Source organism: Escherichia sp. 20412-1 (assembly GCF_003027595.1).
In the GTDB taxonomy this organism is placed as follows: Bacteria; Pseudomonadota; Gammaproteobacteria; order Enterobacterales; family Enterobacteriaceae; genus Escherichia; species Escherichia marmotae.
In genome coordinates, this window is record NZ_PYQM01000008.1 from 1 (window position 1) to 22,004 (window position 22,004).

The 22,004-nt window shown below is 51.7% G+C and carries 23 protein-coding genes and 1 pseudogene; 9 read left to right on the forward strand and 15 right to left on the reverse strand.

The genetic code is table 11. The features are described from left to right. A partial coding sequence (locus C7B16_RS25265; RefSeq protein WP_224465868.1) for a hypothetical protein occupies nt 1-109 on the forward strand: 109 nt, incomplete at its 5' end. Nucleotides 110-122: 13 nt separating this feature from the next. On the opposite strand, the pseudogene C7B16_RS07860 reads toward C7B16_RS25265, so the two are convergent. The 5 genes and pseudogenes from C7B16_RS07860 to C7B16_RS07880 all read right to left on the reverse strand — a co-directional run. Continuing rightward, nucleotides 123-551: pseudogene (locus C7B16_RS07860) on the reverse strand (MFS transporter); the annotation flags it as partial. A gap of 56 nt (nt 552-607) precedes the next feature. Continuing rightward, on the reverse strand, nt 608-1,813 hold the full coding sequence (gene rhmD / locus C7B16_RS07865) for an L-rhamnonate dehydratase (RefSeq protein WP_016248993.1): 1,206 nt from the start codon (nt 1,811-1,813) through the stop codon (nt 608-610). 14 nt (nt 1,814-1,827) lie between these two features. After that, nucleotides 1,828-2,610 (reverse strand): IclR family transcriptional regulator, encoded by a 783-nt coding sequence (locus tag C7B16_RS07870; protein WP_000894175.1) that lies wholly within the window; start codon nt 2,608-2,610, stop codon nt 1,828-1,830. A 217-nt stretch (nt 2,611-2,827) separates the two neighbouring features. Further along, a complete protein-coding gene (locus tag C7B16_RS07875; RefSeq protein ID WP_016262177.1) occupies nt 2,828-4,030 on the reverse strand; it encodes a nicotinamide mononucleotide deamidase-related protein YfaY in 1,203 nt (400 codons plus the stop codon). Nucleotides 4,031-4,129: 99 nt separating this feature from the next. Next, nucleotides 4,130-4,672: a YfaZ family outer membrane protein gene (locus tag C7B16_RS07880; RefSeq protein WP_001516761.1), complete on the reverse strand. Its 543-nt coding sequence runs from the start codon at nt 4,670-4,672 to the stop codon at nt 4,130-4,132. Between the two features lie 277 nt (nt 4,673-4,949). Here C7B16_RS07880 and nudI point away from each other — a divergent pair, with 277 nt between their 5' ends. Next, on the forward strand, nt 4,950-5,375 hold the full coding sequence (nudI, locus tag C7B16_RS07890) for a nucleoside triphosphatase NudI (protein ID WP_107179551.1): 426 nt from the start codon (nt 4,950-4,952) through the stop codon (nt 5,373-5,375). 39 nt (nt 5,376-5,414) lie between these two features. Here the strand turns inward: nudI and ais are convergent, their stop codons facing one another. Beyond that, nucleotides 5,415-6,017: a lipopolysaccharide core heptose(II)-phosphate phosphatase Ais gene (ais, locus tag C7B16_RS07895; RefSeq protein ID WP_016262178.1), complete on the reverse strand. Its 603-nt coding sequence runs from the start codon at nt 6,015-6,017 to the stop codon at nt 5,415-5,417. Nucleotides 6,018-6,331: 314 nt separating this feature from the next. Here ais and arnB point away from each other — a divergent pair, with 314 nt between their 5' ends. The 7 genes from arnB to arnF are packed head-to-tail and all read left to right on the forward strand — an operon-like array spanning nt 6,332 to nt 13,682. Beyond that, the gene (arnB, locus tag C7B16_RS07900; protein ID WP_001516764.1) at nt 6,332-7,471 is read left to right on the forward strand and encodes a UDP-4-amino-4-deoxy-L-arabinose aminotransferase; all 1,140 of its coding nucleotides are present in this window, start codon (nt 6,332-6,334) and stop codon (nt 7,469-7,471) included. A gap of 3 nt (nt 7,472-7,474) precedes the next feature. After that, nucleotides 7,475-8,443 (forward strand): undecaprenyl-phosphate 4-deoxy-4-formamido-L-arabinose transferase, encoded by a 969-nt coding sequence (arnC, locus tag C7B16_RS07905; RefSeq protein ID WP_000459655.1) that lies wholly within the window; start codon nt 7,475-7,477, stop codon nt 8,441-8,443. Continuing rightward, complete coding sequence (gene arnA, locus C7B16_RS07910; protein ID WP_107179552.1) at nt 8,443-10,419, forward strand: bifunctional UDP-4-amino-4-deoxy-L-arabinose formyltransferase/UDP-glucuronic acid oxidase ArnA; 1,977 nt, start codon at nt 8,443-8,445, stop codon at nt 10,417-10,419. The genes arnC and arnA overlap by 1 nt, the downstream gene beginning before the upstream one ends. Before the next feature lie 2 nt (nt 10,420-10,421). After that, complete coding sequence (gene arnD, locus C7B16_RS07915) at nt 10,422-11,315, forward strand: 4-deoxy-4-formamido-L-arabinose-phosphoundecaprenol deformylase (protein WP_000598503.1); 894 nt, start codon at nt 10,422-10,424, stop codon at nt 11,313-11,315. Beyond that, nucleotides 11,312-12,964, forward strand: coding sequence for a lipid IV(A) 4-amino-4-deoxy-L-arabinosyltransferase (gene arnT, locus C7B16_RS07920; protein WP_107179553.1), 1,653 nt, complete (start codon nt 11,312-11,314; stop codon nt 12,962-12,964). Before arnD ends, arnT begins: the two co-directional genes overlap by 4 nt. Continuing rightward, a complete protein-coding gene (arnE, locus tag C7B16_RS07925; RefSeq protein ID WP_000638004.1) occupies nt 12,961-13,296 on the forward strand; it encodes a 4-amino-4-deoxy-L-arabinose-phosphoundecaprenol flippase subunit ArnE in 336 nt (111 codons plus the stop codon). Before arnT ends, arnE begins: the two co-directional genes overlap by 4 nt. Beyond that, on the forward strand, nt 13,296-13,682 hold the full coding sequence (gene arnF / locus C7B16_RS07930) for a 4-amino-4-deoxy-L-arabinose-phosphoundecaprenol flippase subunit ArnF (RefSeq protein WP_000523874.1): 387 nt from the start codon (nt 13,296-13,298) through the stop codon (nt 13,680-13,682). Before arnE ends, arnF begins: the two co-directional genes overlap by 1 nt. Here the strand turns inward: arnF and pmrD are convergent. The 9 genes from pmrD to C7B16_RS07980 all read right to left on the reverse strand — a co-directional run bounded on the left by pmrD (nt 13,676) and on the right by C7B16_RS07980 (nt 21,947). Beyond that, a complete protein-coding gene (pmrD, locus tag C7B16_RS07935; RefSeq protein ID WP_010376827.1) occupies nt 13,676-13,942 on the reverse strand; it encodes a signal transduction protein PmrD in 267 nt (88 codons plus the stop codon). The genes arnF and pmrD overlap by 7 nt on opposite strands. Before the next feature lie 109 nt (nt 13,943-14,051). Then, nucleotides 14,052-15,407 carry an o-succinylbenzoate--CoA ligase gene (menE, locus tag C7B16_RS07945; protein WP_085449101.1) on the reverse strand — a complete coding sequence of 452 codons (1,356 nt, stop codon included), beginning with the start codon at nt 15,405-15,407 and terminating at the stop codon, nt 14,052-14,054. Continuing rightward, nucleotides 15,404-16,366: an o-succinylbenzoate synthase gene (gene menC / locus C7B16_RS07950; protein ID WP_001255642.1), complete on the reverse strand. Its 963-nt coding sequence runs from the start codon at nt 16,364-16,366 to the stop codon at nt 15,404-15,406. The genes menE and menC overlap by 4 nt, the downstream gene beginning before the upstream one ends. Continuing rightward, nucleotides 16,366-17,223 (reverse strand): 1,4-dihydroxy-2-naphthoyl-CoA synthase, encoded by an 858-nt coding sequence (gene menB, locus C7B16_RS07955; protein WP_000640000.1) that lies wholly within the window; start codon nt 17,221-17,223, stop codon nt 16,366-16,368. Before menB ends, menC begins: the two co-directional genes overlap by 1 nt. A 14-nt stretch (nt 17,224-17,237) precedes the next feature. After that, nucleotides 17,238-17,996, reverse strand: coding sequence for a 2-succinyl-6-hydroxy-2,4-cyclohexadiene-1-carboxylate synthase (gene menH / locus C7B16_RS07960; protein WP_016249000.1), 759 nt, complete (start codon nt 17,994-17,996; stop codon nt 17,238-17,240). After that, nucleotides 17,993-19,663, reverse strand: coding sequence for a 2-succinyl-5-enolpyruvyl-6-hydroxy-3-cyclohexene-1-carboxylic-acid synthase (menD, locus tag C7B16_RS07965; protein ID WP_038355041.1), 1,671 nt, complete (start codon nt 19,661-19,663; stop codon nt 17,993-17,995). The genes menH and menD overlap by 4 nt, the downstream gene beginning before the upstream one ends. 88 nt (nt 19,664-19,751) lie before the next feature. Further along, a complete protein-coding gene (menF, locus tag C7B16_RS07970; RefSeq protein ID WP_107179554.1) occupies nt 19,752-21,047 on the reverse strand; it encodes an isochorismate synthase MenF in 1,296 nt (431 codons plus the stop codon). Nucleotides 21,048-21,125: 78 nt separating this feature from the next. Beyond that, a complete protein-coding gene (elaB, locus tag C7B16_RS07975; protein ID WP_000070671.1) occupies nt 21,126-21,431 on the reverse strand; it encodes a stress response protein ElaB in 306 nt (101 codons plus the stop codon). Nucleotides 21,432-21,485: 54 nt separating this feature from the next. Further along, nucleotides 21,486-21,947 (reverse strand): GNAT family N-acetyltransferase, encoded by a 462-nt coding sequence (locus tag C7B16_RS07980; RefSeq protein WP_000568147.1) that lies wholly within the window; start codon nt 21,945-21,947, stop codon nt 21,486-21,488. Nucleotides 21,948-22,004: the final 57 nt, after the last annotated feature.

Here is a 22,004-nt window from a genome sequence, read left to right on the forward strand (position 1 = left end):
ACAACTTGTGAAATTACCGACAAGAAGGGAAAGGGCCTTCCCGAGAGTGGTAAAGGAGAGGCCCTGGAAATACCCCACAGCCCCGAAAAAGAGCCAGTCAGTTGCTTAACTGACTGGCATTACCCCATAATGCTGGCGCGATTACGCTGCGGAAACCATTGCGAAGTGAGATAAATCATGCCTGGAAAGAACCCGGCTTCCGCAGCACCAAGCAGGGTGCGAACTATCAGAAATTTCACTTCAGTATCGGCCCATGCCATTGCCGCCGAAAGAAATCCCCACAGCAGTGTCGTCGTACCAATCCAAGTCCTGGCTCCCAGTTTGCGCATCAACAAATTCGCCGGAACACCGAGAAACGCATACACCACAAAGAAAATTCCCGCTCCCAGCGCATAAGCTTCATTACTTAGCCCGGTATCAATCTGGTAGGTCTGTTTGGCAAAACCAATATTCGAACGATCGAGAAACGCCAGCACGTACAGCGCCAACATAAACGGGATCAAACGCGCGCGGTTTTTCTTCACCACGGCGTCAAGCAAAGCGGTGCTCATAAGAAGCTCCTTAGAACATGTGAGCGTTACTGTTGTCACGGCAACGCCCGGAATGATTAGTGGCTGTAAGGGCGTTTCAGATTGCAGTCACGATTGAGTTCGACGCCGAACCCCGGTTTATCAAGTACTGATTTGTGAATACGACCATTCACCGGCACCGGCTCATTAAGCAAAATCGGATCAAACTGCGGACGCATCGATGAACAATCCGGACTGGTCATCAGGAATTCGCTAAATGGGGTATTGGTGAAGGTGATCACCGCATGGTGGGAGTAAACAGACGAACCGTGCGGCACCACCAGTTGTCCACGTGATTTGGCAATTGCGGCAATCTCCACCAGCGTGGTTAAGCCACCGCACCAGCCAACATCTGGTTGCATAATGTCGATACCGGTTTCTGAAAGTGTACGGAAAGATTGCAGTGTGCCGTGGTGCTCGCCACTGGTGACCATCATTCCTGCTGGCGCGTTGCGTTTTAATTCGCGATAACCTTCATACTGTTGCGGCGGCAGGCACTCTTCGATCCATTTCAGGTTATAAGGGGCACAAGCGTGAGCCAGTTTGGTGGCATAGTTCACGTCCTGGCTCATCCAGCAGTCGAGCATCAACCAGAAATCTTCACCGCATTTTTCACGCATACCCGCGACCATAGCGGCGTCTTTGCGGATCCCCGCATCACCATCATGTGGCCCCCAGTGCGTCGGCATCTTGCCGCCGATAAAGCCCATCTCTTTTGCCAGATCCGGGCGCGCGCCCGTGGCGTAGAACTGAATTTCATCACGGACAGCGCCGCCTAAAAGTTTATAAACCGGAAGCCCGACCACTTTGCCGAACAGATCCCACAGAGCCAAATCAACACAGGAAATCGTGTTCATCACCAGGCCCCCTGAACCGGAGTAATACTGGGTGGCGTTGAGCATTTGATCGTGAATCAGTTTGATATCACTGACACATTTGCCCTCTATGAAACGGTTTAGGTGTTTTTCAACGATAAAGCACCCCATTTCACCGGCTGTTGAAACGGCGAAGCCGGTCTGGCCATTTTCTGCTTCGACTTCAACAATTAACGTGCCAAGAACGTTAATACCAAATGACTGGCGGGACTGCTCGTAATCGCGGTATTTACTCATCGGGGTAGCAATATGATCGTCAATCCAGTGATCCACTCCCTGGTCGTGATAATCACCGCCGCCAGCGCCTTTTTCTGCTGTCGCTCCGCCAGTAAACCAGGCGCGAACCTGTTTGATTTTTGGTAGGGTCATGATGTTCTCCATTTTTATGAGGCCAGTAAGTCAAAGGGACTTTTCCATCCCAACAGACGTGAAATATCCCTGGCGCAGGCGATGGCTTTGCCCGCCAGATAATCACGATATTCTTCATTGATTTGTAAACGAGTACCGACCACTGAGATCGCGGCGGTAAGCTCGTTATTGGCGTTAAACACCGGGGCAGCAACACAACGGACATCGGTGTAATCTTCACCGTTGTCATAGCTCCAGCCCTGACGGCGAATACGTGCCAGTTCTTCGTGGAGCTGTGGTGGACGGGTAATCGTGGTGGGTGTCGCCTGTTCCCAGACCAGCCCTTCGATAATACTTTGCTGTACAGCTTCAGGTTGCCAGGCAAGCAGGCATTTACCTATTCCGGAGCGATAAAGCGAAAGGCTTTTTCCTTCATGGGAACGCACGCTGATAGTGGCTGAAGACTCCACTTTCAATATGTAATATGCGCTACCGTTATCGATGATCCCAAGGTGACACAACAGTCCAGTGGTATCCATCAGTTGCGTCAGGCGTGGGCGTGCCAGTTCCCGGAGATCCATCTTGCTTAACGCATGGCCGGAAAGCTCCACCAGCCTGGTCCACAGACAAAAATTTTCCTGGTGATCAAGACTCAGAAAACGCTGACGCTTGAGTTCGTTAAGCAGCAAATAGGCTGTGCTTTTAGGGATCCCCAATGTGTCGATGATCGTCGCAGCACTACAGGGGCCAATGCGAGCAATCAAATTGAGAATATCAATAGCCCGTGTCAGGGCGGGAACTTTGCTTGATTCCAACATACTGGACTCCAGTCTTAGATACTGGAATCAGTCTCGTTGCTCAGGGGGAGTAAAATTGTGAAGCGCATCAAATCCCACTCCTCGTCCAGAGGACTGGAGGAATTACGCACAAATTTGTGAATTAGCGCACGGATTTTTTCTTATTGAGTACAACAGGTTGGACAACCTTTGCGGGAGAGAAGTGTGCCGGTGTAGTAAACCGGCACGGAGTGGCTGCTCAGGCAGTTAGGGTCATAGATTCAACAACCTCAATCCAGCCATGCTCGCTGGCAATGTCCTGACCGTTCAGCCAGCGACGCAGCATATTGAGTGCCATCATTGCACACACTTCCTGACGAATAGCCAGACTGTAGCGCGTAGTGCTGAAATGTACGCGCAGAGCAAAAGTGCCATCCGGTGTGGCCAACGCAAAGTTGAGATACCCATCTTCCAGGCCAGAAATGGCCAGTGCCAGCCCGGCGAAATGTTTGGCTCGTCGTTCAGTTATCCAGTGTGCGGTTTGCGCCAGTGTTTCTTCCTGTGAAGGCACGACTTCACACGCCAGTAATGGCGCACCAGCACGAGAAAGTTGCAACGCCAATAAACCACCGGTGAATTGCTCGCTCAACGTCAGACTGAACTGGCGACGTTGCAATTCCCGGCTGATCTGCGCAGGTAGTCCTTCGGTGCCTTCAAAAATCATGCTCTGTCCGGCGACGCGTTTAACGTCCTGCCATAGTTTTTCCATCGCCTGTAGCTCGCTTGCCGGTCCGGTGAGTTTCAATTCGATAATCGGCATAGAAGAGCGATAGCCCATCGTTACGCCCGGCGGCAGTTGCAACGTGTCCAGGCTTTGCGCCAGATCGCTTTCTGAACGACCAAAGGTAGTCAAACGCAGGCAAACCGGTGGCTGCGGTAAGGAAAAACGCTCACGCAGGCGCGGCAGAATTTCATGCTCCACCATCACTTTAAATTCCGAAGGCACGCCTGGGGTAAAGAACATCAGGCAACGGTTAAGTTGCACAGCAAAACCACAGGCCGTGCCAACCGGATTATTGATAAATTCAGCACTGGCTGGCAGCTCCGCCTGTTTGCGGTTACTCGACGCCATCACGCGCCCACGTTCGCGGAAATAGCGTTCCATCTCTTGCAGCCAGGCTTCATGAAGAACTAATCCCTCACCTTTTGCTGTCGCAGCGGCCAGTGCGCTTAAATCATCGCTGGTCGGCCCCAGACCACCGTTGACGATCAGCACATCGGCGTGCTGGCTACGTTCACGCAGAATGGTGACTAAATCCTCAAGGTTATCGCCCACCGTATTACGGCGAGATAATGGCAACCCCTGATGAAAGAAAAAATCAGCCAGCCAGGCAGCGTTAGTGTCAACGATTTGCCCGTGTAACACTTCATCCCCTGTGGATAACATTTCCACTTTTAACATGGTTATCTCCTGCTTTTGTTATCGAATCACTATAACGCAAAGGGAGATAAGGCGTAGAAAGAAACTGAATGGCGCGGCAGAACGCCGCGCCGAAAGGCATCAGAAGCTGGCGTTAACCCCGACATAAGGGCCGTCAGCCACCGCGTTGTCGCGGTGGCCGTCTTTACCCGACAGATTCAGATAGCGGTAGCCCGCCTCAATGCTGACTGGACGCATAATAGTGTAACGCGCGCCAGCATTCGCTTCTTCATAACTTTTAATACCGCTGGAGAGCGAATCCGGAGAGTAGTAATACTCGCCAAACAGACGGAAGCTATCGCCAATTTGCCACTGCAAGCCACCGCCTACCGCCGCGGCATAACCTTCATCACCGTCGTTCGGGTTGGTATAAACGCCTTTACCACCCACGGTTGCCATTAGCGGACCCAGCGGCAGATTCAATCCCAGACCAACGCCCGCGACGTCACCGTCGTCATCGTTATGTGTCCAGTTACCGCTTAATGCCAAACCGGTCGATTCAGTACCGAAACCAACACCAATATTGGTATATTCTTTTCCCGCCTGACCGCTGATACTCATCGCATTTGCCGATGCAGAAACCAATAGCATTCCAGCCAGAACTGGCAGCGCCAATTTTTTCATTTTTACCTTTTCCCGAAAGAAGATAATTAAAAGTCCCCAAAGCTGCGGGATTGTACTGCCTGACGCAGAGGATTCAATGCGTGAAAAAAGCGATCTGCTAACTTATTGTAACTAAATACTTCTTGAATAATTAAGTGCAGAAAAAGCAGCCATCAAAAATTGATTGCCAGCCAAATAATCATCGTGGCTATCATCACCCAAAAGACAAATGCTACTTTCACCTGTTTGTCCATTGCCGTATTCTTTTATTTTATTTTCGATGGTAAGGAATATTCCCATGCGACAACGGACTATCGTTTGTCCCTTAATTCAAAATGATGGTGCTTATCTGCTGTGTAAAATGGCCGACGATCGCGGCGTTTTCCCCGGACAATGGGCGCTGTCTGGTGGCGGCGTAGAGCCCGGTGAGCGTATTGAAGAAGCATTACGTCGTGAAATCAGGGAAGAGCTGGGCGAACAACTGATTCTTACTGACATCGCACCATGGACCTTCAGTGATGATATCCGCATCAAGACCTACGCAGATGGTCGCAAGGAAGAGATTTATATGATTTACCTAATCTTTGACTGCGTCTCTGCCAACCGTGAAGTAAAAATTAACGAAGAGTTTCAGGACTATGCATGGGTAAAACCTGAAGATCTTGCGCACTATGATTTGAATGTCGCCACCCAAAAAACATTACGTTTGAAAGGTCTGATGTAACAGTAATGACAGCCATTATTGGCTGTCATATTAAAAATATCAGCGATTAGCAAATTCACCATCCAGTAAAACGTTGCCTTTTTCCACATGCATTACCAGCCCATCCAGATAATCTGGTTTAAATGTCACGTTACGTTTATCTTTAGCGATATAGGTCAGACAATGGTTATGGGTGAAAATAACGATATTTTTATCTGGTGCTTTGCTTTGTAACTCCTTAATTGTGCTATAAATCTCATTTCTACATTGTAGAAATCGTTTATCTACCGTCAGTTTTTTTCCAGCAGAAAACCAGCTCGCTGATTGAATAGTCCGAACGGTATTACTGGAATAAAGATCGAAATTAGGGATGTCCGCGCTGAAAGCTTTGCCCAGTTCACGGGCATCCTGAGTACCTTTCACCGTAATGCCTGTTTTGTCTGACAAGCAGTGATTGGAGGAACGGTCGCAGCGTTCCGCATGGCGAAACAGAACCACAACCGGGTGCTGCTGCGCTAATCTGGCCAGCGTTCTATTGTCGATACGTGGCAAACCATTACTGCTCCAGGCAGCATGTGTACCCAGCCCCACAATCGCCACAAGCACCAGTAAAATGAAGATATATTTTTTAGACTTCAACGAAGCCCGACAAAAAGCTAACACGTAAGCTCCACCTATAGACAAGCGTAGCCAACTAACTGGCCGTGAAAACAAACATCATTTTCATCGGTAAATAGTGGCGGGATAAATTAAAACATTACGGCGCACGCAAAATGCCTTAAATTTTGTCAAATTAAAAGCCCGAATAAGATGAAAAAACAAAAAAAATAATATTTAAGTCTTATATTCATTCCTTAAGGTTAAATTAATATTCTAACCTTAGAATTTCACTCCAAATGGCAAAATAGACATAACGCTCCCTATGACAAATATTAGCGAATAACTGGGAAAGATATTCAATGACCGAAGGAAAAACCATGTCAGACTTTTTGCCTTTTTCACGTCCGGCAATGGGTGTGGAAGAACTCGCCGCGGTTAAAGAAGTTCTCGAATCAGGATGGATCACTACCGGTCCGAAGAATCAGGCACTTGAACAAGCCTTTTGCCTGTTAACGGGAAATCAGCATGCCATCGCAGTCAGTTCAGCCACTGCCGGAATGCACATCACGCTGATGGCGCTGGGGGTTGGTGTTGATGATGAAGTCATTACTCCCTCCATGACCTGGGTTTCAACTCTCAATATGATCTCCCTGTTGGGCGCAACACCGGTGATGGTGGACGTTGATCGCGATACGCTGATGGTCACGCCTGAAGCGATCGAAGCGGCCATTACGCCTCGTACCAAAGCGATCATCCCGGTGCATTATGCCGGAGCGCCGGCAGATATTGACGCCATTCGCGCCATTGGTGAACGCTACGATATCGCAGTCATTGAAGATGCCGCCCATGCCGTCGGTACAAATTACAAAGGTCAACATATTGGCGCGAAGGGCACCGCTATTTTTTCATTTCACGCCATCAAAAATATTACCTGTGCGGAAGGTGGATTAGTCGTTACTGATGACGAAAATCTCGCTCGCCAGTTACGCATGTTGAAATTTCATGGTCTGGGTGTCGATGCATACGACCGAAAAACATGGGGTCGCGCACCGCAGGCTGAAGTATTAACACCAGGCTATAAGTACAATCTGACCGATATTAACGCCGCGATTGCTCTGACGCAGTTGAATAAATTAGAGCAACTAAATACCCGTCGTCGAGAAATTGCCCTGCAATATCAACAAGCACTGGTGGATCTACCCTTCCAGCCTCTGAAGCTTCCCACATGGCCACATGTTCACGCCTGGCATCTGTTTATTATTCGTGTTGATGAACAACGTTGTGATATCAGCCGCGATGCGTTGATGGAAGCACTGAAAGAAAGAGGCATTGGCACTGGGTTACATTTCCGCGCAGCTCACACGCAAAAATATTATCGTGAGCGTTTTCCCACGCTGTCGTTACCGAATACCGAATGGAATAGCGAACGCATCTGTTCGTTGCCGCTTTTCCCGGATATGACCACCGCCGATGCCGACCGCGTCATCACAGCCCTTCAGCAACTTGCAGGACAATAAGCCATGTTTGACATCCACCCTGTTAAGAAAGTCTCGGTGGTTATTCCCGTTTATAACGAGCAGGAAAGTTTACCGGAATTAATCAGGCGCACCACCGCAGCCTGTGAATTGCTGGGCAAAGAGTATGAAATACTGCTGGTTGATGACGGCAGTAACGACAATTCTGCGCAAATGCTGGTCGATGCCTCACAAGCAGAGGGCAGCCATATTGTGTCTATTTTGCTTAACCGCAATTACGGACAACATTCGGCAATTATGGCGGGTTTCAGTCACGTTACCGGCGACTTAATCATTACTCTTGATGCCGATCTCCAGAATCCGCCAGAAGAGATCCCCCACCTGGTGGAAAAAGCCGATGAAGGTTACGACGTGGTAGGGACTGTGCGCCAGAACCGCCAGGACACCTGGTTTCGTAAAACTGCCTCGAAGATGATTAACCGACTGATCCAGCGCACCACCGGCAAAGCGATGGGCGACTACGGCTGTATGCTGCGCGCTTATCGTCGTCATATTGTCGATGCCATGTTGCACTGCCATGAACGCAGCACCTTTATTCCGATTCTGGCGAATATCTTCGCCCGCCGCGCCATTGAAATTCCGGTACACCATGCCGAGCGTGAGTTTGGCGAATCAAAATACAGCTTTATGCGCCTGATTAATTTGATGTACGACCTAGTGACCTGCCTCACGACCACACCGTTACGTATGCTTAGTCTGCTTGGCAGCATTATTGCGATTGGTGGTTTTAGCATTGCGGTACTACTGGTGATTTTACGCCTGACGTTCGGACCGCAGTGGGCGGCAGAAGGCGTCTTTATGCTGTTTGCCGTACTGTTTACCTTTATTGGCGCTCAGTTTATCGGCATGGGATTACTCGGTGAATATATTGGCCGGATCTACACCGATGTCCGCGCCCGCCCCCGCTATTTTGTGCAGCAAGTTATCCGTCCATCCAGCAAGGAAAATGAATAATGAAAGCCGTCGTTTTTGCCTATCACGATATGGGTTGCCTGGGTATTGAAGCCTTGCTGGCTGCCGGTTACGAAATTAGCGCCATTTTTACTCATACCGATAATCCTGGCGAAAAAGCATTTTATGGTTCGGTCGCTCGCCTGGCGGCGGAAAGAGGGATTCCGGTTTACGCGCCGGATAACGTTAATCATCCTCTGTGGGTGGAACGCATTGCCCAACTGTCACCTGATGTGATTTTCTCTTTTTATTATCGCCATTTGATCAGCGACGAGATTTTGCAACTTGCCCCCACTGGCGCGTTTAATCTGCATGGTTCGCTGTTACCGAAATATCGCGGCCGCGCGCCACTGAACTGGGTACTGGTGAACGGTGAAACGGAAACTGGCGTTACGTTGCATCGGATGGTGAAACGTGCCGATGCCGGAGCCATTGTTGCCCAGCTACGCGTTGCCATTGCACCGGACGATATCGCCATTACGCTGCATCATAAATTGTGCTACGCCGCGCGTCAGTTGCTGGAACAGACGTTACCCGCCATTAAACACGGTAATATTCTGGAAATCGCCCAGCGCGAGAACGAAGCCACCTGTTTTGGTCGCAGAACGCCAGATGACAGCGTCCTTGAATGGCACAAACCGGCATCCGTACTGCATAACATGGTGCGTGCCGTTGCCGATCCGTGGCCTAGCGCCTTCAGCTATGTAGGCAATCAGAAATTCACCGTCTGGTCGTCACGCGTGCATTCTCATGCGTCCACAGCACAACCGGGGAGCGTGATTTCTGCTGCACCGCTGTTAATTGCCTGTGGCGATGGTGCGCTGGAAATTGTCACCGGACAGGCGGGCGATGGAATTACTATGCAAGGTTCGCAATTAGCCCAGACGCTAGGGCTGGTTGAAGGTTCAAGACTTAACAGTCAACCTGTTTGCACCGCCCGACGCCGTACCCGGGTGTTGATCCTCGGGGTGAATGGCTTTATTGGCAACCATCTGACAGAACGCCTGCTGCGCGAAGATCATTATGAAGTCTACGGGTTGGATATCGGCAGCGACGCCATTAGTCGTTTCCTTAATCATCCGCATTTTCACTTTGTCGAAGGTGATATCAGCATTCATTCTGAATGGATTGAGTACCACGTCAAAAAATGTGATGTCGTATTGCCGCTGGTGGCGATTGCCACACCGATTGAGTATACCCGCAACCCGCTGCGCGTATTTGAACTCGATTTTGAAGAGAATCTGCGCATTATCCGTTACTGCGTGAAGTACCGTAAGCGAATTATCTTCCCGTCGACCTCGGAAGTTTACGGGATGTGTAATGATAAATATTTCGACGAAGACCATTCTAATTTGATCGTCGGGCCGGTGAATAAACCGCGCTGGATTTATTCGGTATCAAAACAATTGCTTGACCGGGTGATTTGGGCGTATGGCGAAAAAGAAGGATTGCAGTTTACCCTCTTCCGGCCGTTTAACTGGATGGGGCCACGGCTGGATAACCTTAATGCAGCGCGAATTGGCAGTTCGCGCGCCATTACACAACTCATTCTAAACCTGGTAGAAGGATCGCCAATTAAGCTGATTGATGGCGGAAAACAAAAACGCTGCTTTACTGATATTCGGGACGGCATCGAAGCACTGTTTCGCATTATCGAAAACACGGGAAATCGCTGTGATGGCGAGATTATTAATATCGGCAACCCCGATAACGAAGCGAGCATTGAAGAACTGGGCCAGATGCTACTGGCAAGCTTTGAAAAACATCCTCTACGCCATCACTTCCCACCGTTTGCAGGCTTTCGCATCGTCGAAAGTAGCAGCTACTACGGTAAAGGATATCAGGACGTGGCACATCGTAAGCCTGGCATCCGCAATGCCCGCCGCTGCCTGGATTGGGAACCGAAAATTGATATGCAGGAAACCATCGATGAGACGCTGGATTTCTTCCTGCGCACTGTCGATCTTACGGATAAATAATCATGATCAAAGTGGGCTTACGCATTGATGTTGATACCTTTCGCGGCACCCGCGAAGGCGTGCCGCGTCTGCTGGAAATCTTGAGTCAGCATAATATTCAGGCCAGCATTTTTTTCAGCGTCGGCCCCGACAATATGGGCCGTCATCTCTGGCGGCTGGTGAAGCCGCAGTTTTTGATGAAGATGTTGCGATCAAACGCAGCGTCGCTTTATGGCTGGGATATTCTGCTGGCAGGCACTGCATGGCCAGGAAAAGAGATTGGCCACGCCAATGCCGACATCATTCGTGAAGCGGCTAAACACCACGAAGTTGGCCTGCACGCCTGGGATCACCACGCCTGGCAAGCCCATAGCGGTAGCTGGGATCGGCAAACGATGGTGAACGATATCGCGCGTGGTCTTCACACACTGGAAGAGATTATTGGCCAACCGATAACCTGTTCCGCCGCCGCTGGCTGGCGAGCCGATCAACAGGTGATTGAGGCAAAAGAAGCGTTCCATTTGCGCTACAACAGCGATTGTCGCGGAGTAATGCCGTTTCGTCCGTTGCTCGAATCAGGAAAACCGGGTACAGCACAAATCCCGGTGACGTTACCCACCTGGGATGAAGTCATTGGCCGGGATGTGAAAGCGGAAGATTTTAACGGCTGGCTGCTCAACCGCATCCTGCGAGAGAAAGGGACGCCAGTTTATACCATTCATGCAGAAGTCGAAGGCTGCACTTATCAGCATTATTTTGTCGATCTTCTGAAACGTGCCGCCTGTGCAGGTATTACGTTTTGCCCTTTAAGCGAGTTGTTATCAGAGACTTTGCCACTCGGGCAAGTTGTCCGCGGAAGTATTGCCGGACGTGAAGGCTGGCTCGGTTGCCAACAAGCTGCGGGAACTCGTCCATGAAATCTGTTCGCTATTACGCAGCATTCTTTGCGTTTATCACTGTCTATTATCTCTTGCCGATTAATTATCGTCTGCTCTGGCAACCCGATGAAACGCGTTATGCGGAAATCAGTCGGGAAATGCTGGCCTCCGGCGACTGGATTGTGCCCCATCTGTTAGGGCTACGCTATTTCGAAAAACCCATTGCCGGATACTGGATCAACAGTATTGGGCAATGGCTGTTTGGCGCGAATAACGTTGGTGTGCGGGCAGGCGTTATCTTTGCGACCCTGTTAACCGCCGCGCTGGTGGCCTGGTTTTCTCTGCGTTTATGGCACGATAAGCGTCTGGCACTACTCGCCACAGTGGTTTATCTCTCGCTGTTTATTGTCTACGCCATCGGCACTTATGCGGTGCTCGACCCATTCATTGCATTCTGGCTGGTGGCGGGAATGTGCAGCTTCTGGCTGGCAATGGACGCGCAAACCTGGAAAGGCAAAAGCGCGGGATTTTTACTGCTGGGGTTAACCTGCGGCATGGGGGTGATGACTAAAGGTTTTCTCGCCCTCGCCGTACCGGTATTGAGCGTGCTGCCGTGGGTAGCCATGCAAAAACGCTGGAAAGATCTCCTTATTTACGGCGGACTGGCTGTTGCCAGTTGCGTACTGACTGTTCTTCCCTGGGGGCTGGCAATAGCACAACGGGAGCCTGACTTCTGGCATTACTTTTTCTGGGTTGAACATGTTCAACGCTTTGCGATGGATGATGCCCAACATAAAGCCCCGTTCTGGTACTACTTGCCTGTCATCATTGCCGGTAGTCTGCCGTGGCTGGGATTGCTCCCCGGCGCGCTGCGCGCAAGCTGGAAAAACCGTCGTCATTCCGCAACCGTCTATCTCTTGAGCTGGGCGGTGATGCCGCTGCTGTTTTTCTCTGTCGCCAAAGGTAAATTACCGACCTATATTCTCTCCTGCTTTGCGCCTCTGGCAATGCTGATGGTGCATTACGCTTTGCTGGCAGCAAAAAATAATCCTCTGGCGCTGCGGATTAATGGCTGGATTAACATCGCTTTTGGCGTCACTGGCATTATTGCCACGTTTGTTGTTTCGCCCTGGGGACCAATGGGCACGCCTGTCTGGCAGACTTTCGAAATCTATAAGGTCTTTTGTTCCTGGTCGATTTTTTCGCTGTGGGCATTTTTCGGTTGGTACACCTTAACGAATGTGGAAAAAAACTGGCCCTTTGCGGCGCTTTGTCCGTTGGGGCTGGCGTTGCTCGTGGGATTTGCGATCCCCGACAGAGTCATGGAAGGGAAACACCCGCAGTTTTTTGTTGAGATGACGCAAGAGTCACTCCAGCCGAGCCGCTATATTCTTACTGATAGCGTCGGTGTTGCCGCTGGTCTGGCATGGAGCCTGCAACGCGACGACATCATCATGTATCGCCAGACGGGTGAATTGAAATATGGTCTTAATTACCCGGATGCGAAAAGCAGATTTGTCAGCGGCGATGATTTTGCCAAATGGCTAAATCAGCATCGACAGGAGGGGATTATTACACTCGTGCTTTCGGTTGACCACGATGAGGATATCAACCGTCTCGCCATTCCACCTGCAGATGCCGTCGATCATCAGGGGCGTCTGGTGCTCATTCAGTATCGCCCCAAATGATCTGGCTGATTTTAGTCTTTGCCAGCCTGCTTAGCGTAGCCGGGCAACTCTGCCAGAAACAGGCAACTCGCTTTGTGGCGGTAAGTAAACGGCGCAAACATATTGCACTGTGGCTGACGCTGGCATTGGTGTGCCTCGGGCTGGCAATGGCACTCTGGCTACTGGTATTACAGAACGTGCCGGTAGGCATTGCCTACCCGATGTTGAGCCTGAATTTTGTCTGGGTGACGCTGGCAGCAATAAAACTGTGGCACGAACCGGTGTCTTTTCGCCACTGGTGTGGGGTGGCATTCATTATTGGCGGCATTGTGATCCTGGGGAGTACGGTGTAATGGGCCTGATGTGGGGATTATTCAGCGTCATTATTGCTTCCGCTGCACAATTAAGTCTGGGTTATGCGGCGAGTCATCTGCCGCCGATGACGCAATTATGGGATTTTATCGCAGCGCTTTTTGCTTTTGATTTCGGTGCCCGAATGCTGGTTGTCGGCCTGGTTGGTTATCTGATCTCCGTTTTTTGCTGGTATAAAGCGTTACATCAACTGGCACTCAGCAAAGCCTACGCCTTACTGAGTGTAAGTTATGTACTGGTATGGATTGCATCAATGATACTTCCCGGCTGGGAAGGAACTTTTTCGCTGAAGGCTATGCTGGGCGTAGCCTGTATTATGTGCGGATTAACGCTGATTTTCATGCCGATTGCAAAACAACGTTACTGATGTTTTTCACCAGATTTACACTGTCGTTCCCACTCATCAGGACTATAACTGCTTGCCGAGAGGACTTTCACCGTGTGCTGCTTTTCCCGGTTAATGCAATAAAGCGCATCCTGTAGAGGAGAAAGCAGGTCACCTGATTTAACGCTAAAGTCAGTTTGCACTTCAGCAATCATTCTTATCGTGCCGCCAGCATCACAAAGCTTCAGTATGTGTCTGTTATCTTGCTTATTACTGCACGATTTTTTGACCAGCCATTCCATTGCACCATCCTGTTTAATAAGAATTTTCACATTAATTTACAGATTAACAGATAAACTCTTTATCAACGGCAATGGAATAGCGGAAATGAGAGATGAAACTAATGATTTTTTAATCCTGACGTTGCACCCACTCTTTTAGCACCTGACGTGAAATTTTAATGCCGCCGTTTTTCAACTCTGGCGGCAGCATAAGCCAACGCACTGGTTGCTGAAAACGCGCCAGCTTGTCTTTCACCCATTCGCTAAGATCAACACTTTGCTGGTCATACTCCACAACGGCTACCGGTCGATGACCAAACTCCTTGTCTGCAACGGGAACGATAAATACCTGCAAAACCGCCGGATGCGCAGCAATAACCCGCTCCACCTCTTCTGGCTGAATACCTTCGCCGCCGCTAAAGAACAGGTTGTCTAAGCGCCCGACAATAGTCAACTTGCCATTATGCAGCTCACCACGATCGCGGGTAGCGTACCAGCCTTCGTCATTGACCAGCGGCACCAGTTGTCCGTTCCGCCAGTAACCCTCCGCCATGCTGGCAGCCCGTAGCCATACTTCATCCTTGACGATTTTGACTTCCCGCCCCGGCAACGGAAAACCGACATCAGCCAGACCGTCGGCTTCTTTCGCACACACCGTAGAGGCGAACTCTGTCAGGCCATAGCCGCAAAAGCAACGAATGCCCTGCCCGCGTGCCTGCTCCGTCAGTTCGACCGGAATTGCCGCGCCGCCAAGCAACACCGCTTTCAGGGAAACCGAACTGCGATTTACCAGCAATCGCCAGAGCTGCGTCGGCACCAGCGAGGCGTGAGTACAGCCTGCCAGCATTTGTTCCAGCGGTTGTTTGTCGCGTACCGTCATCCGCGCGCCAGCGTATAACCAGCGCCACAAAATCCCCTGACCGGAAACATGAAACAGCGGCAAAGAGAGCAACCAGTCATCGTGCTCATCAAAGGGGATCAGCGATAACACACCTTGCGCACTGGCAAGGTGTGCCTGGCAGGTATGGACAGCGGCTTTCGGCAAACCGGTGGAACCAGAAGTTAAGGTCATGGAGCACAAACGCTGCGGCTGCCACGAGGCAACGTATGCGCCTTCTCCTACCTGAATTTGCAGCGAAGTTAACGCCGGAAACGTGTTTTCTCCTTCCGGCACCAACGCGAATTGCAGAGTAAGATTGGGCAACAATTCCTCAAGCAACGGTTGCGGAAGCTGTGGGTTTACGGGCAGAACTCGCGCCCCACATTGTAGTAGCGCCAGCCAGACGAGCAGCGTTTGCGGTGTATTCCATGCCCGCAACATCACCCCGCTGCCTGCAACCACACCCTGCGCCACAAAACCCGAAGCCAACTCATCGACGCGAGTACAAAGCTCGCGCCAGTTGAGTTGCTCGTTATTGAGACGCAAGGCAATGGCTTCTCCCCGCACTTGCCGCCAGTGACGCCACGGCCAGTCAGAGAAGATCATAGCAGCCGCTCCAGTGCATCCACTTCCACTAACGGCAGCGGGCTACCCGGCCAGCGACGAACCTGCTGCGCCTGCATCAGATCCAGCGTATCCAGCCCCGGAATAGTGTCGGGCGTTAACCAGGCGGCAACCCGCGCCAGTTGCGTTAAACCTAAACTCGACTCGATGGAAGAACTGATCACCGCCGTCAGCCCCAGCGCGTGGGCTGCCTGCACCTGTTCACGCACTTTCTCCAGGCTACCGGTTAGCGTGGGCTTGATAACCACAGCCCGAACCCCTTCTTCTGCCACAAAGGCAAAATCCGCCTCACGCAGACTTTCATCCCAGGCAATAGCGATGCCGGTTTCACGGGCAAACGCGCGCGAATCATCACGGGTTTTGCACGGTTCTTCAAGGAAGGCGATGCGGTCGCGGTAATCAGGGTTGACGTATTTCGCAAACTGCTGACCCTTCAGCGGCGTCCAGGCGCGATTTGCGTCAAGACGCAAATGCAGATCCGGAACCGCTTCCAGCAACAGATTCACCACCATGCCGTCGCGCACCGCTTCGTACAATCCCACTTTGACCTTCGCCACTTTCTCACCAGGCATATCGGCAAGTTTGAGGATCAGGTCGTCGGGATCGCCATTACACAGCGGCGCTGCACGGTAATTGGCTGCCTGCGGCAACGCATCAGTAAGCTCCGCCAGCGCACAGCTCACACCAAAGGCGACGGAAGGCATCTGCGGTAGCTCGCAATCACCTGCCAGCCAGTTATTTACCCAGGAAAGCAGCACGCTCTGCGCTTCTTCCCAGGTTTCCTGACTGAAACCCGGCAGTGGGGAGATCTCTCCCCACCCTTCACGCTCGCCCTCACGCAGGCAAACATACAGCCCGTCGCGGGTTTTTAACCGCCTGTCGCGCAGAACCACCCCCGCGTCCATGGGGATCTGCCAGCGGTATACCTGCGCGCTACGCATTACGGATTCCGTTTGAATTTGCTGAAATCAGGCTGACGTTTCTGGTTGAAAGCGTTACGACCTTCCTGACCTTCTTCCGTCATGTAGAACAGCATGGTGGCGTTACCTGCCAGCTCCTGCAGCCCCGCCTGACCATCACAGTCAGCATTCAGCGCGGCTTTCAGGCAGCGCAGTGCCATTGGGCTGTTTTGCAGCATTTCGCGACACCAGCGGACGGTTTCTTTTTCCAGATCCGCCAGCGGTACAACGGTGTTCACAAGGCCCATATCCAGCGCCTGTTTGGCGTCGTACTGACGGCACAGGAACCAGATTTCACGCGCTTTTTTCTGCCCGACAATGCGAGCCATATAAGAAGCGCCCCAGCCACCGTCGAAGGAACCAACTTTCGGACCAGTCTGACCGAAAATAGCGTTTTCAGCCGCAATGGTCAGGTCGCACATCATATGTAGAACATGACCGCCGCCGATGGAGTAACCTGCAACCATCGCGACAACCGGTTTCGGACAGGTACGGATCTGACGCTGGAAGTCCAGCACGTTCAGGTGATGTACGCCGGAGTCATCTTTATAGCCGCCGTAGTCGCCGCGCACTTTCTGATCGCCGCCAGAGCAGAATGCTTTATCGCCTGCGCCAGTCAGAATAATTACGCCGATGTTATCGTCATAACGCGCATCCGCCAGCGCCTGGATCATCTCTTTTACCGTCAGAGGACGGAAGGCATTGCGCACCTGCGGACGATTAATGGTGATTTTTGCGATACCGTCGGTGGATTTTTCATAACGAATGTCCTCGAAACCTTCGGAACAGTCGTGCCATTCAACCGGTGCGTAAAGCATTGCTTCATCAGGATAAATCATATTGTGTCCTTTAGTCAGAAACGCAAGATCTGCGCCAGACTTGCGATTACGCCAGCGGGATTTTCCCGGTGCGCGTTATGTCCGGCGCGAGGAATGACATGGCAGTCGGCAGCCAGTTCCGCTGCCAGAGCGCGGAATTTGCTGTCACGTTCACCACATAAATAATAAAACGTAAATGTGCGGGCGCTAAGGTTAGCACGTAAATCAGGCTGGACGGCGAGAGAAGTAGCCTCCAGCATGGCGGCAAGAGTTACACCGTTATTGTTGCTGCGCAGTGCCACCAGCTCCCGGCGTTGCTCATCGTTGAGCGAGGCAAAAACAGGCTGTTGATACCAGTCGGTAAATACCGCGGTTAACGGTTCTGAGCGAAAACGCTGCGCCCAGCGGTGATCGGAAAGCTGACGTTCTGCACGTTGTTCAGCACTTTGCAGCCCTGGATGCCCGCCTTCGACAATCACCCCACCAATCCCCGGCATCCCCTGACAAGCCGCCATCATCGCCACGCGTCCACCGAGGGAGTATCCCACCAGCCAGTAATTTAGTATGTTGTAACTAACAAGAGTGTTATGCAGCACATCGGTGACATCAGCAAAACCATCAACGCTGATAGCCATTGAACCGCCGTGTCCGGGGAGATCCACATACAATCGCGAGTAGTCCGTAAACGCCTCGCCCACTTCCTGCCATTCGCGGCAATCTCCGGAAAAACCGTGCAGAAAAACCAGCCAGGGTAAACCTGGCTTGCCGTGTTTTGCCTGCGCATGCAGGATCATAAATGGCTTACCTGCGCCAGCAACTGCTGGAGTGTTTGCGCACCATCAGTATCGTTAACGACCATTTCAATCACGGTGGTGGTCGGGGTGCGCCATGCGCCAGCCAGAGCCGATTCAAACTCATCCCAGTTTTGCGGGCGATGATATTTCAGTTCGAACATAGCGGCAGCGTGCTCAAAATGAACGTTCTGTGGCATTAAATAAAAACGCTCACGCTCGCTTTTTGGTGTGGGAAGTAGCGAGAAGATTTGCCCGCCGTTATTGTTCACCACAATTAATACCAGCGGCGCGGAAACCTGGCGCAACAAGGCCAGCGCGTTCAGGTCGTAAAGCGCCGAGAGATCGCCAACAATCGCCAGTGTCGGTTTACCGCTCGCCCGCTGAACGCCAGCGGCGGTCGAGATCAGACCGTCAATACCGCTGGCTCCACGGTTGCTGTAAACCGGGTAACCTGCCGGAAGTTGTGAGAGTGCGTCGATCAAACGCACCACCAGGCTGTTACCGACAAACAGTTGCCCCTGTTCCGGTAGGTATTCGCTGATGCGGTGCGCCAGTTGCGCTTCGCCAAATGCATCGCGACGGGTAACAACTGCCTGCATCGCCTGTTCAGCCAGACGCGGGATCTCCACGCACCAGGGCTGACGTTTTTCAGCCGGATGCAACTCCAGCCAGTCAGTAATATTGGCAATCAGCCGACGTCCACGGTGATGCGCCGGGTCGAGTCGCCCTTCGATGTTATCAACAATCCAGTATTCTTCCGGTTCACAATTCGCCTGCCATTGCAGTAACCGTTTTCCGGTCAGGCTACTACCCATCTGGATCACAATCTGCGCCTGCTGTAACTCGCCAATCGCTTTAGCATTACCTAACCACAAGTCGGCACACGGCAGCGGTTGCCCGGTTTGCGACAGCACGTCGCCAATCAGCGGCCAGCCAAGAGTTTGCGCCCACTGGGCAACTTTTTTGCCCTCTTCCGCACTCATGCGCCCCGCAACCACCACGCCGCGCTTTTGCCGCCAGAAGAACCAGTCGCGCTGTTTTTCGCTCTCCAGCCGAGGGGCTTCACGCAGCCACGGTTTATCGTCCTGCCACCAGTCGCCCAGCCGTTGTTGCCACGCCAGCCCCGTGTCGTCCATCTCGCCATACAGCGGTTCGGCAAACGGGCAGTTGATATGGACTCCCCCCGTATGCAGCGTACCTAAAGCGTGATCGATGGTGGAAACCAGCCAACGCGCAGGAATATCCTGGGTCGGGCGTGGTAGTGAAATGCTATGCGTGGGATGAGAAGCGAACATACCCGGCTGGCGAATCGCCTGATTCGCACCGCAATCAATCAGTTCCGGAGGACGATCGGCGGTTAACAGGATCAGTTTTTCTCCAGTTAACCCAGCCTCAATCAGCGCCGGATAGAGATTCGCTACCGCCGTGCCGGAGGTCACAATCACCGCCACCGGCTGTTTGCTGACCTTCGCCAGCCCCAGCGCCAGATGTCCCAGCCCACGCTCATCAAAATGGGTGTGATGAATGAATGCGGAATTTTCCGCTGCCGCCAGAGTTAATGGCGTAGAACGAGAGCCAGGGGCGATGCAGACGTGTCTGACGCCGTGACGTGTTAATGCTTCCAGAATGACCGCCGCCCAGCGTCGGTTAAATGCGCTTACTGACATGAGTTTGTCCGGTATCAATATTGCGGCTAAGTATAGAGAGCTACAAAATTAGATTATTGATATGAATCGATAATGATGCGACTCATTACTATTCCATTTGTAATAAAGTCCGCAGTCCTGCCGCTTTGTTGTCGATTTCCTGCCACTCTTGCTCGGGATCTGAGCCACGGACAATACCTGCTCCGGCATACAGACGCACTACATTGTCACTGATTTTTGCCGAGCGCAGGGAAACGCAGAATTCACTTTGTTGTAGAGAAAGATAACCCGCAGAGCCAGCGTACCATTCACGGGTAAACGGTTCGTGTTGCGCGATAAACTGCCGCGCCAGATCGCGCGGTAAGCCTGCTACGGCTGCCGTTGGCTGCAACTGATGCAAGCAAACCTCGTCGTCTGCTTTATTGAGTGAAGTCCAGATGCAGCGACGCAGATGTTGTACTTTTCGCAGGCGAAGTACCTGCGGCGGCAAAACATCCAGTGTCTGGGTATCAGACTGTAATCGCTGGCAGATATCTTCCACCACCAGCATGTTTTCACGTTGGTTTTTATCATCCGCCATAAGCCACTCGGCCAACCGCTGCGCCTGTTTATCGTCGGGGTGATTTGCCACCGTTCCGGCAAGGGCTTCAGTGCGCAGCGCTTTGTCACGCCGCCGCCATAGTCGCTCAGGCGTTGAGCCGAGAAATGCGCTTTCGCCATCAAAGCCCATGTAGAAATGGTAACAGTTAAGATTCAGTCGACGGCTGGCAGCCATCATTGCCGCCGCATTGACCGGACTTGCAAAATGCAGATCTGTCGCCCGCGCCAGTACGACTTTATCCAGCTCACCTTCCGCAATGGTGTCGGTCGCCAGTTTAATTAACCGCGTCCAGCCCGATTTGTCTGGCCAGTGGTTTTCTTGTGGAGTGGTTAAATGCAACGCGGGCAACGGTTTGGTATTCGCCAGTGTAGTAATGAATTCTTTTGCCTGATTTGCGTCATTCTGAAGGGACGTTTCGCTGAAAAGGGTCAGGCGAAAGTTCGCTTTTCCCGCACAGCGCCGCCATTCCAGACGCGGCAAAAGTAAATGACCTTGTGACGGGTCAAACGCATTCAGCCCCCAAATGCGTAAGTCGGGATGTTCCGGGTACTGACGAAGAAAACGTTGTGCCTGGTCCAACGACGTAAAGCTGGCAATCGCGCCCAGCACCGCGGCCTCTTCATCACCATTACGTTGTTGCCAGTAGAATTGCGGATACGTTTGCTGACTGGCCAACCAGCTTAAAGCATCAAAAGCGTCATTAAGGGGGAAAGGAACATCGAAAACCCGAATGCCGGGTGTCGCCGGAATCTCTTGCGACAAATGGCGCAGTAGATTTCCCAGCGCCGTAGTAAGTGATTGCACGCGGACCTCTCCCTGTTAAAAGCCTCACATTATACGGGGTACTGCACAAAAAATGCAGTACCCCAGTGTAGGGAGGTTTTAACGGCGTGCCAGCAACAGTCCTAATACCAGTCCAACGGCCGCGCCCACGCCAATCCCCTGCCAGGGTTTTTCATGGACGTAGTCATCGGCACGATATACCGCCTGCTTCGCCCGATAGTAATAGCTGTCGGAAGCCTGACTTACCCTTTTTTTCACATCATCCAGCGCCTTTTCTGCCCGCGCCTTTAGCTCAACATATTTTTGATCGGCGGGATCGCCAGAGGAGCGTAGCACCTCTTCCAGTGTTTCGCTCAGTAACGTCAGGTCGTCATCGATACGTGTATCACTAAATTGATTAGACATTCTCGTTCTCCATTTACGTAAAACCTGCCACTAACTATAGACAACTGTTATCAATCACGCCTGATTAACCTCGCGCGCCATCCCGATATGCGGAATACCATCTTCCTCATAAATATCGGTCACTGGGATGAAACCAAATTGCTCATAAAAGTTTTGTAAGTGCGCCTGCGCCCCCAGATAAATCGCCTTGTCCGGCCAGTGGCGCGTACATGATTCCAGCGCCTTGCTCATCAATTGCTGACCGATTTTTTCGCCGCGTAAGGCTTCGCTGACAATCACCCGACCAATCACCACCGGTTCGAGATCATCATCACTTTTCAGGATCCTCGCATACGCCACCAGTGTCCCGTGATGCCAGCCGAGAAGATGGCGATTTTCTCCTACCAGATCATCACCGTCGATATCCTGATAAGGGCAGTTTTGCTCCACCACAAATACCGCGCAGCGTAGTTGTAATAAGGCATAAAGCTGAGAAACAGATAAATCAGAATGATGCAGATCTTGCCAGTCGATCATGGAAGGCTCCTTTGTGCTGTTTGCTTTATACTAGCTGGAATATTTTCAGCAGCGTGA

Coding starts and splice junctions, on each gene's coding strand:
- rhmD (WP_016248993.1), bottom strand. CDS start 1,813: ATGACCCTACCAAAAATCAAACAGGTTCGCGCCTGGTTTACTGGCGGA.
- C7B16_RS07870 (WP_000894175.1), bottom strand. CDS start 2,610: ATGTTGGAATCAAGCAAAGTTCCCGCCCTGACACGGGCTATTGATATT.
- C7B16_RS07875 (WP_016262177.1), bottom strand. CDS start 4,030: ATGTTAAAAGTGGAAATGTTATCCACAGGGGATGAAGTGTTACACGGG.
- C7B16_RS07880 (WP_001516761.1), bottom strand. CDS start 4,672: ATGAAAAAATTGGCGCTGCCAGTTCTGGCTGGAATGCTATTGGTTTCT.
- nudI (WP_107179551.1), top strand. CDS start 4,950: ATGCGACAACGGACTATCGTTTGTCCCTTAATTCAAAATGATGGTGCT.
- arnB (WP_001516764.1), top strand. CDS start 6,332: ATGTCAGACTTTTTGCCTTTTTCACGTCCGGCAATGGGTGTGGAAGAA.
- arnC (WP_000459655.1), top strand. CDS start 7,475: ATGTTTGACATCCACCCTGTTAAGAAAGTCTCGGTGGTTATTCCCGTT.
- arnA (WP_107179552.1), top strand. CDS start 8,443: ATGAAAGCCGTCGTTTTTGCCTATCACGATATGGGTTGCCTGGGTATT.
- arnD (WP_000598503.1), top strand. CDS start 10,422: ATGATCAAAGTGGGCTTACGCATTGATGTTGATACCTTTCGCGGCACC.
- arnT (WP_107179553.1), top strand. CDS start 11,312: ATGAAATCTGTTCGCTATTACGCAGCATTCTTTGCGTTTATCACTGTC.
- arnE (WP_000638004.1), top strand. CDS start 12,961: ATGATCTGGCTGATTTTAGTCTTTGCCAGCCTGCTTAGCGTAGCCGGG.
- arnF (WP_000523874.1), top strand. CDS start 13,296: ATGGGCCTGATGTGGGGATTATTCAGCGTCATTATTGCTTCCGCTGCA.
- pmrD (WP_010376827.1), bottom strand. CDS start 13,942: ATGGAATGGCTGGTCAAAAAATCGTGCAGTAATAAGCAAGATAACAGA.
- menE (WP_085449101.1), bottom strand. CDS start 15,407: ATGATCTTCTCTGACTGGCCGTGGCGTCACTGGCGGCAAGTGCGGGGA.
- menC (WP_001255642.1), bottom strand. CDS start 16,366: ATGCGTAGCGCGCAGGTATACCGCTGGCAGATCCCCATGGACGCGGGG.
- menB (WP_000640000.1), bottom strand. CDS start 17,223: ATGATTTATCCTGATGAAGCAATGCTTTACGCACCGGTTGAATGGCAC.
- menH (WP_016249000.1), bottom strand. CDS start 17,996: ATGATCCTGCATGCGCAGGCAAAACACGGCAAGCCAGGTTTACCCTGG.
- menD (WP_038355041.1), bottom strand. CDS start 19,663: ATGTCAGTAAGCGCATTTAACCGACGCTGGGCGGCGGTCATTCTGGAA.
- elaB (WP_000070671.1), bottom strand. CDS start 21,431: ATGTCTAATCAATTTAGTGATACACGTATCGATGACGACCTGACGTTA.
- C7B16_RS07980 (WP_000568147.1), bottom strand. CDS start 21,947: ATGATCGACTGGCAAGATCTGCATCATTCTGATTTATCTGTTTCTCAG.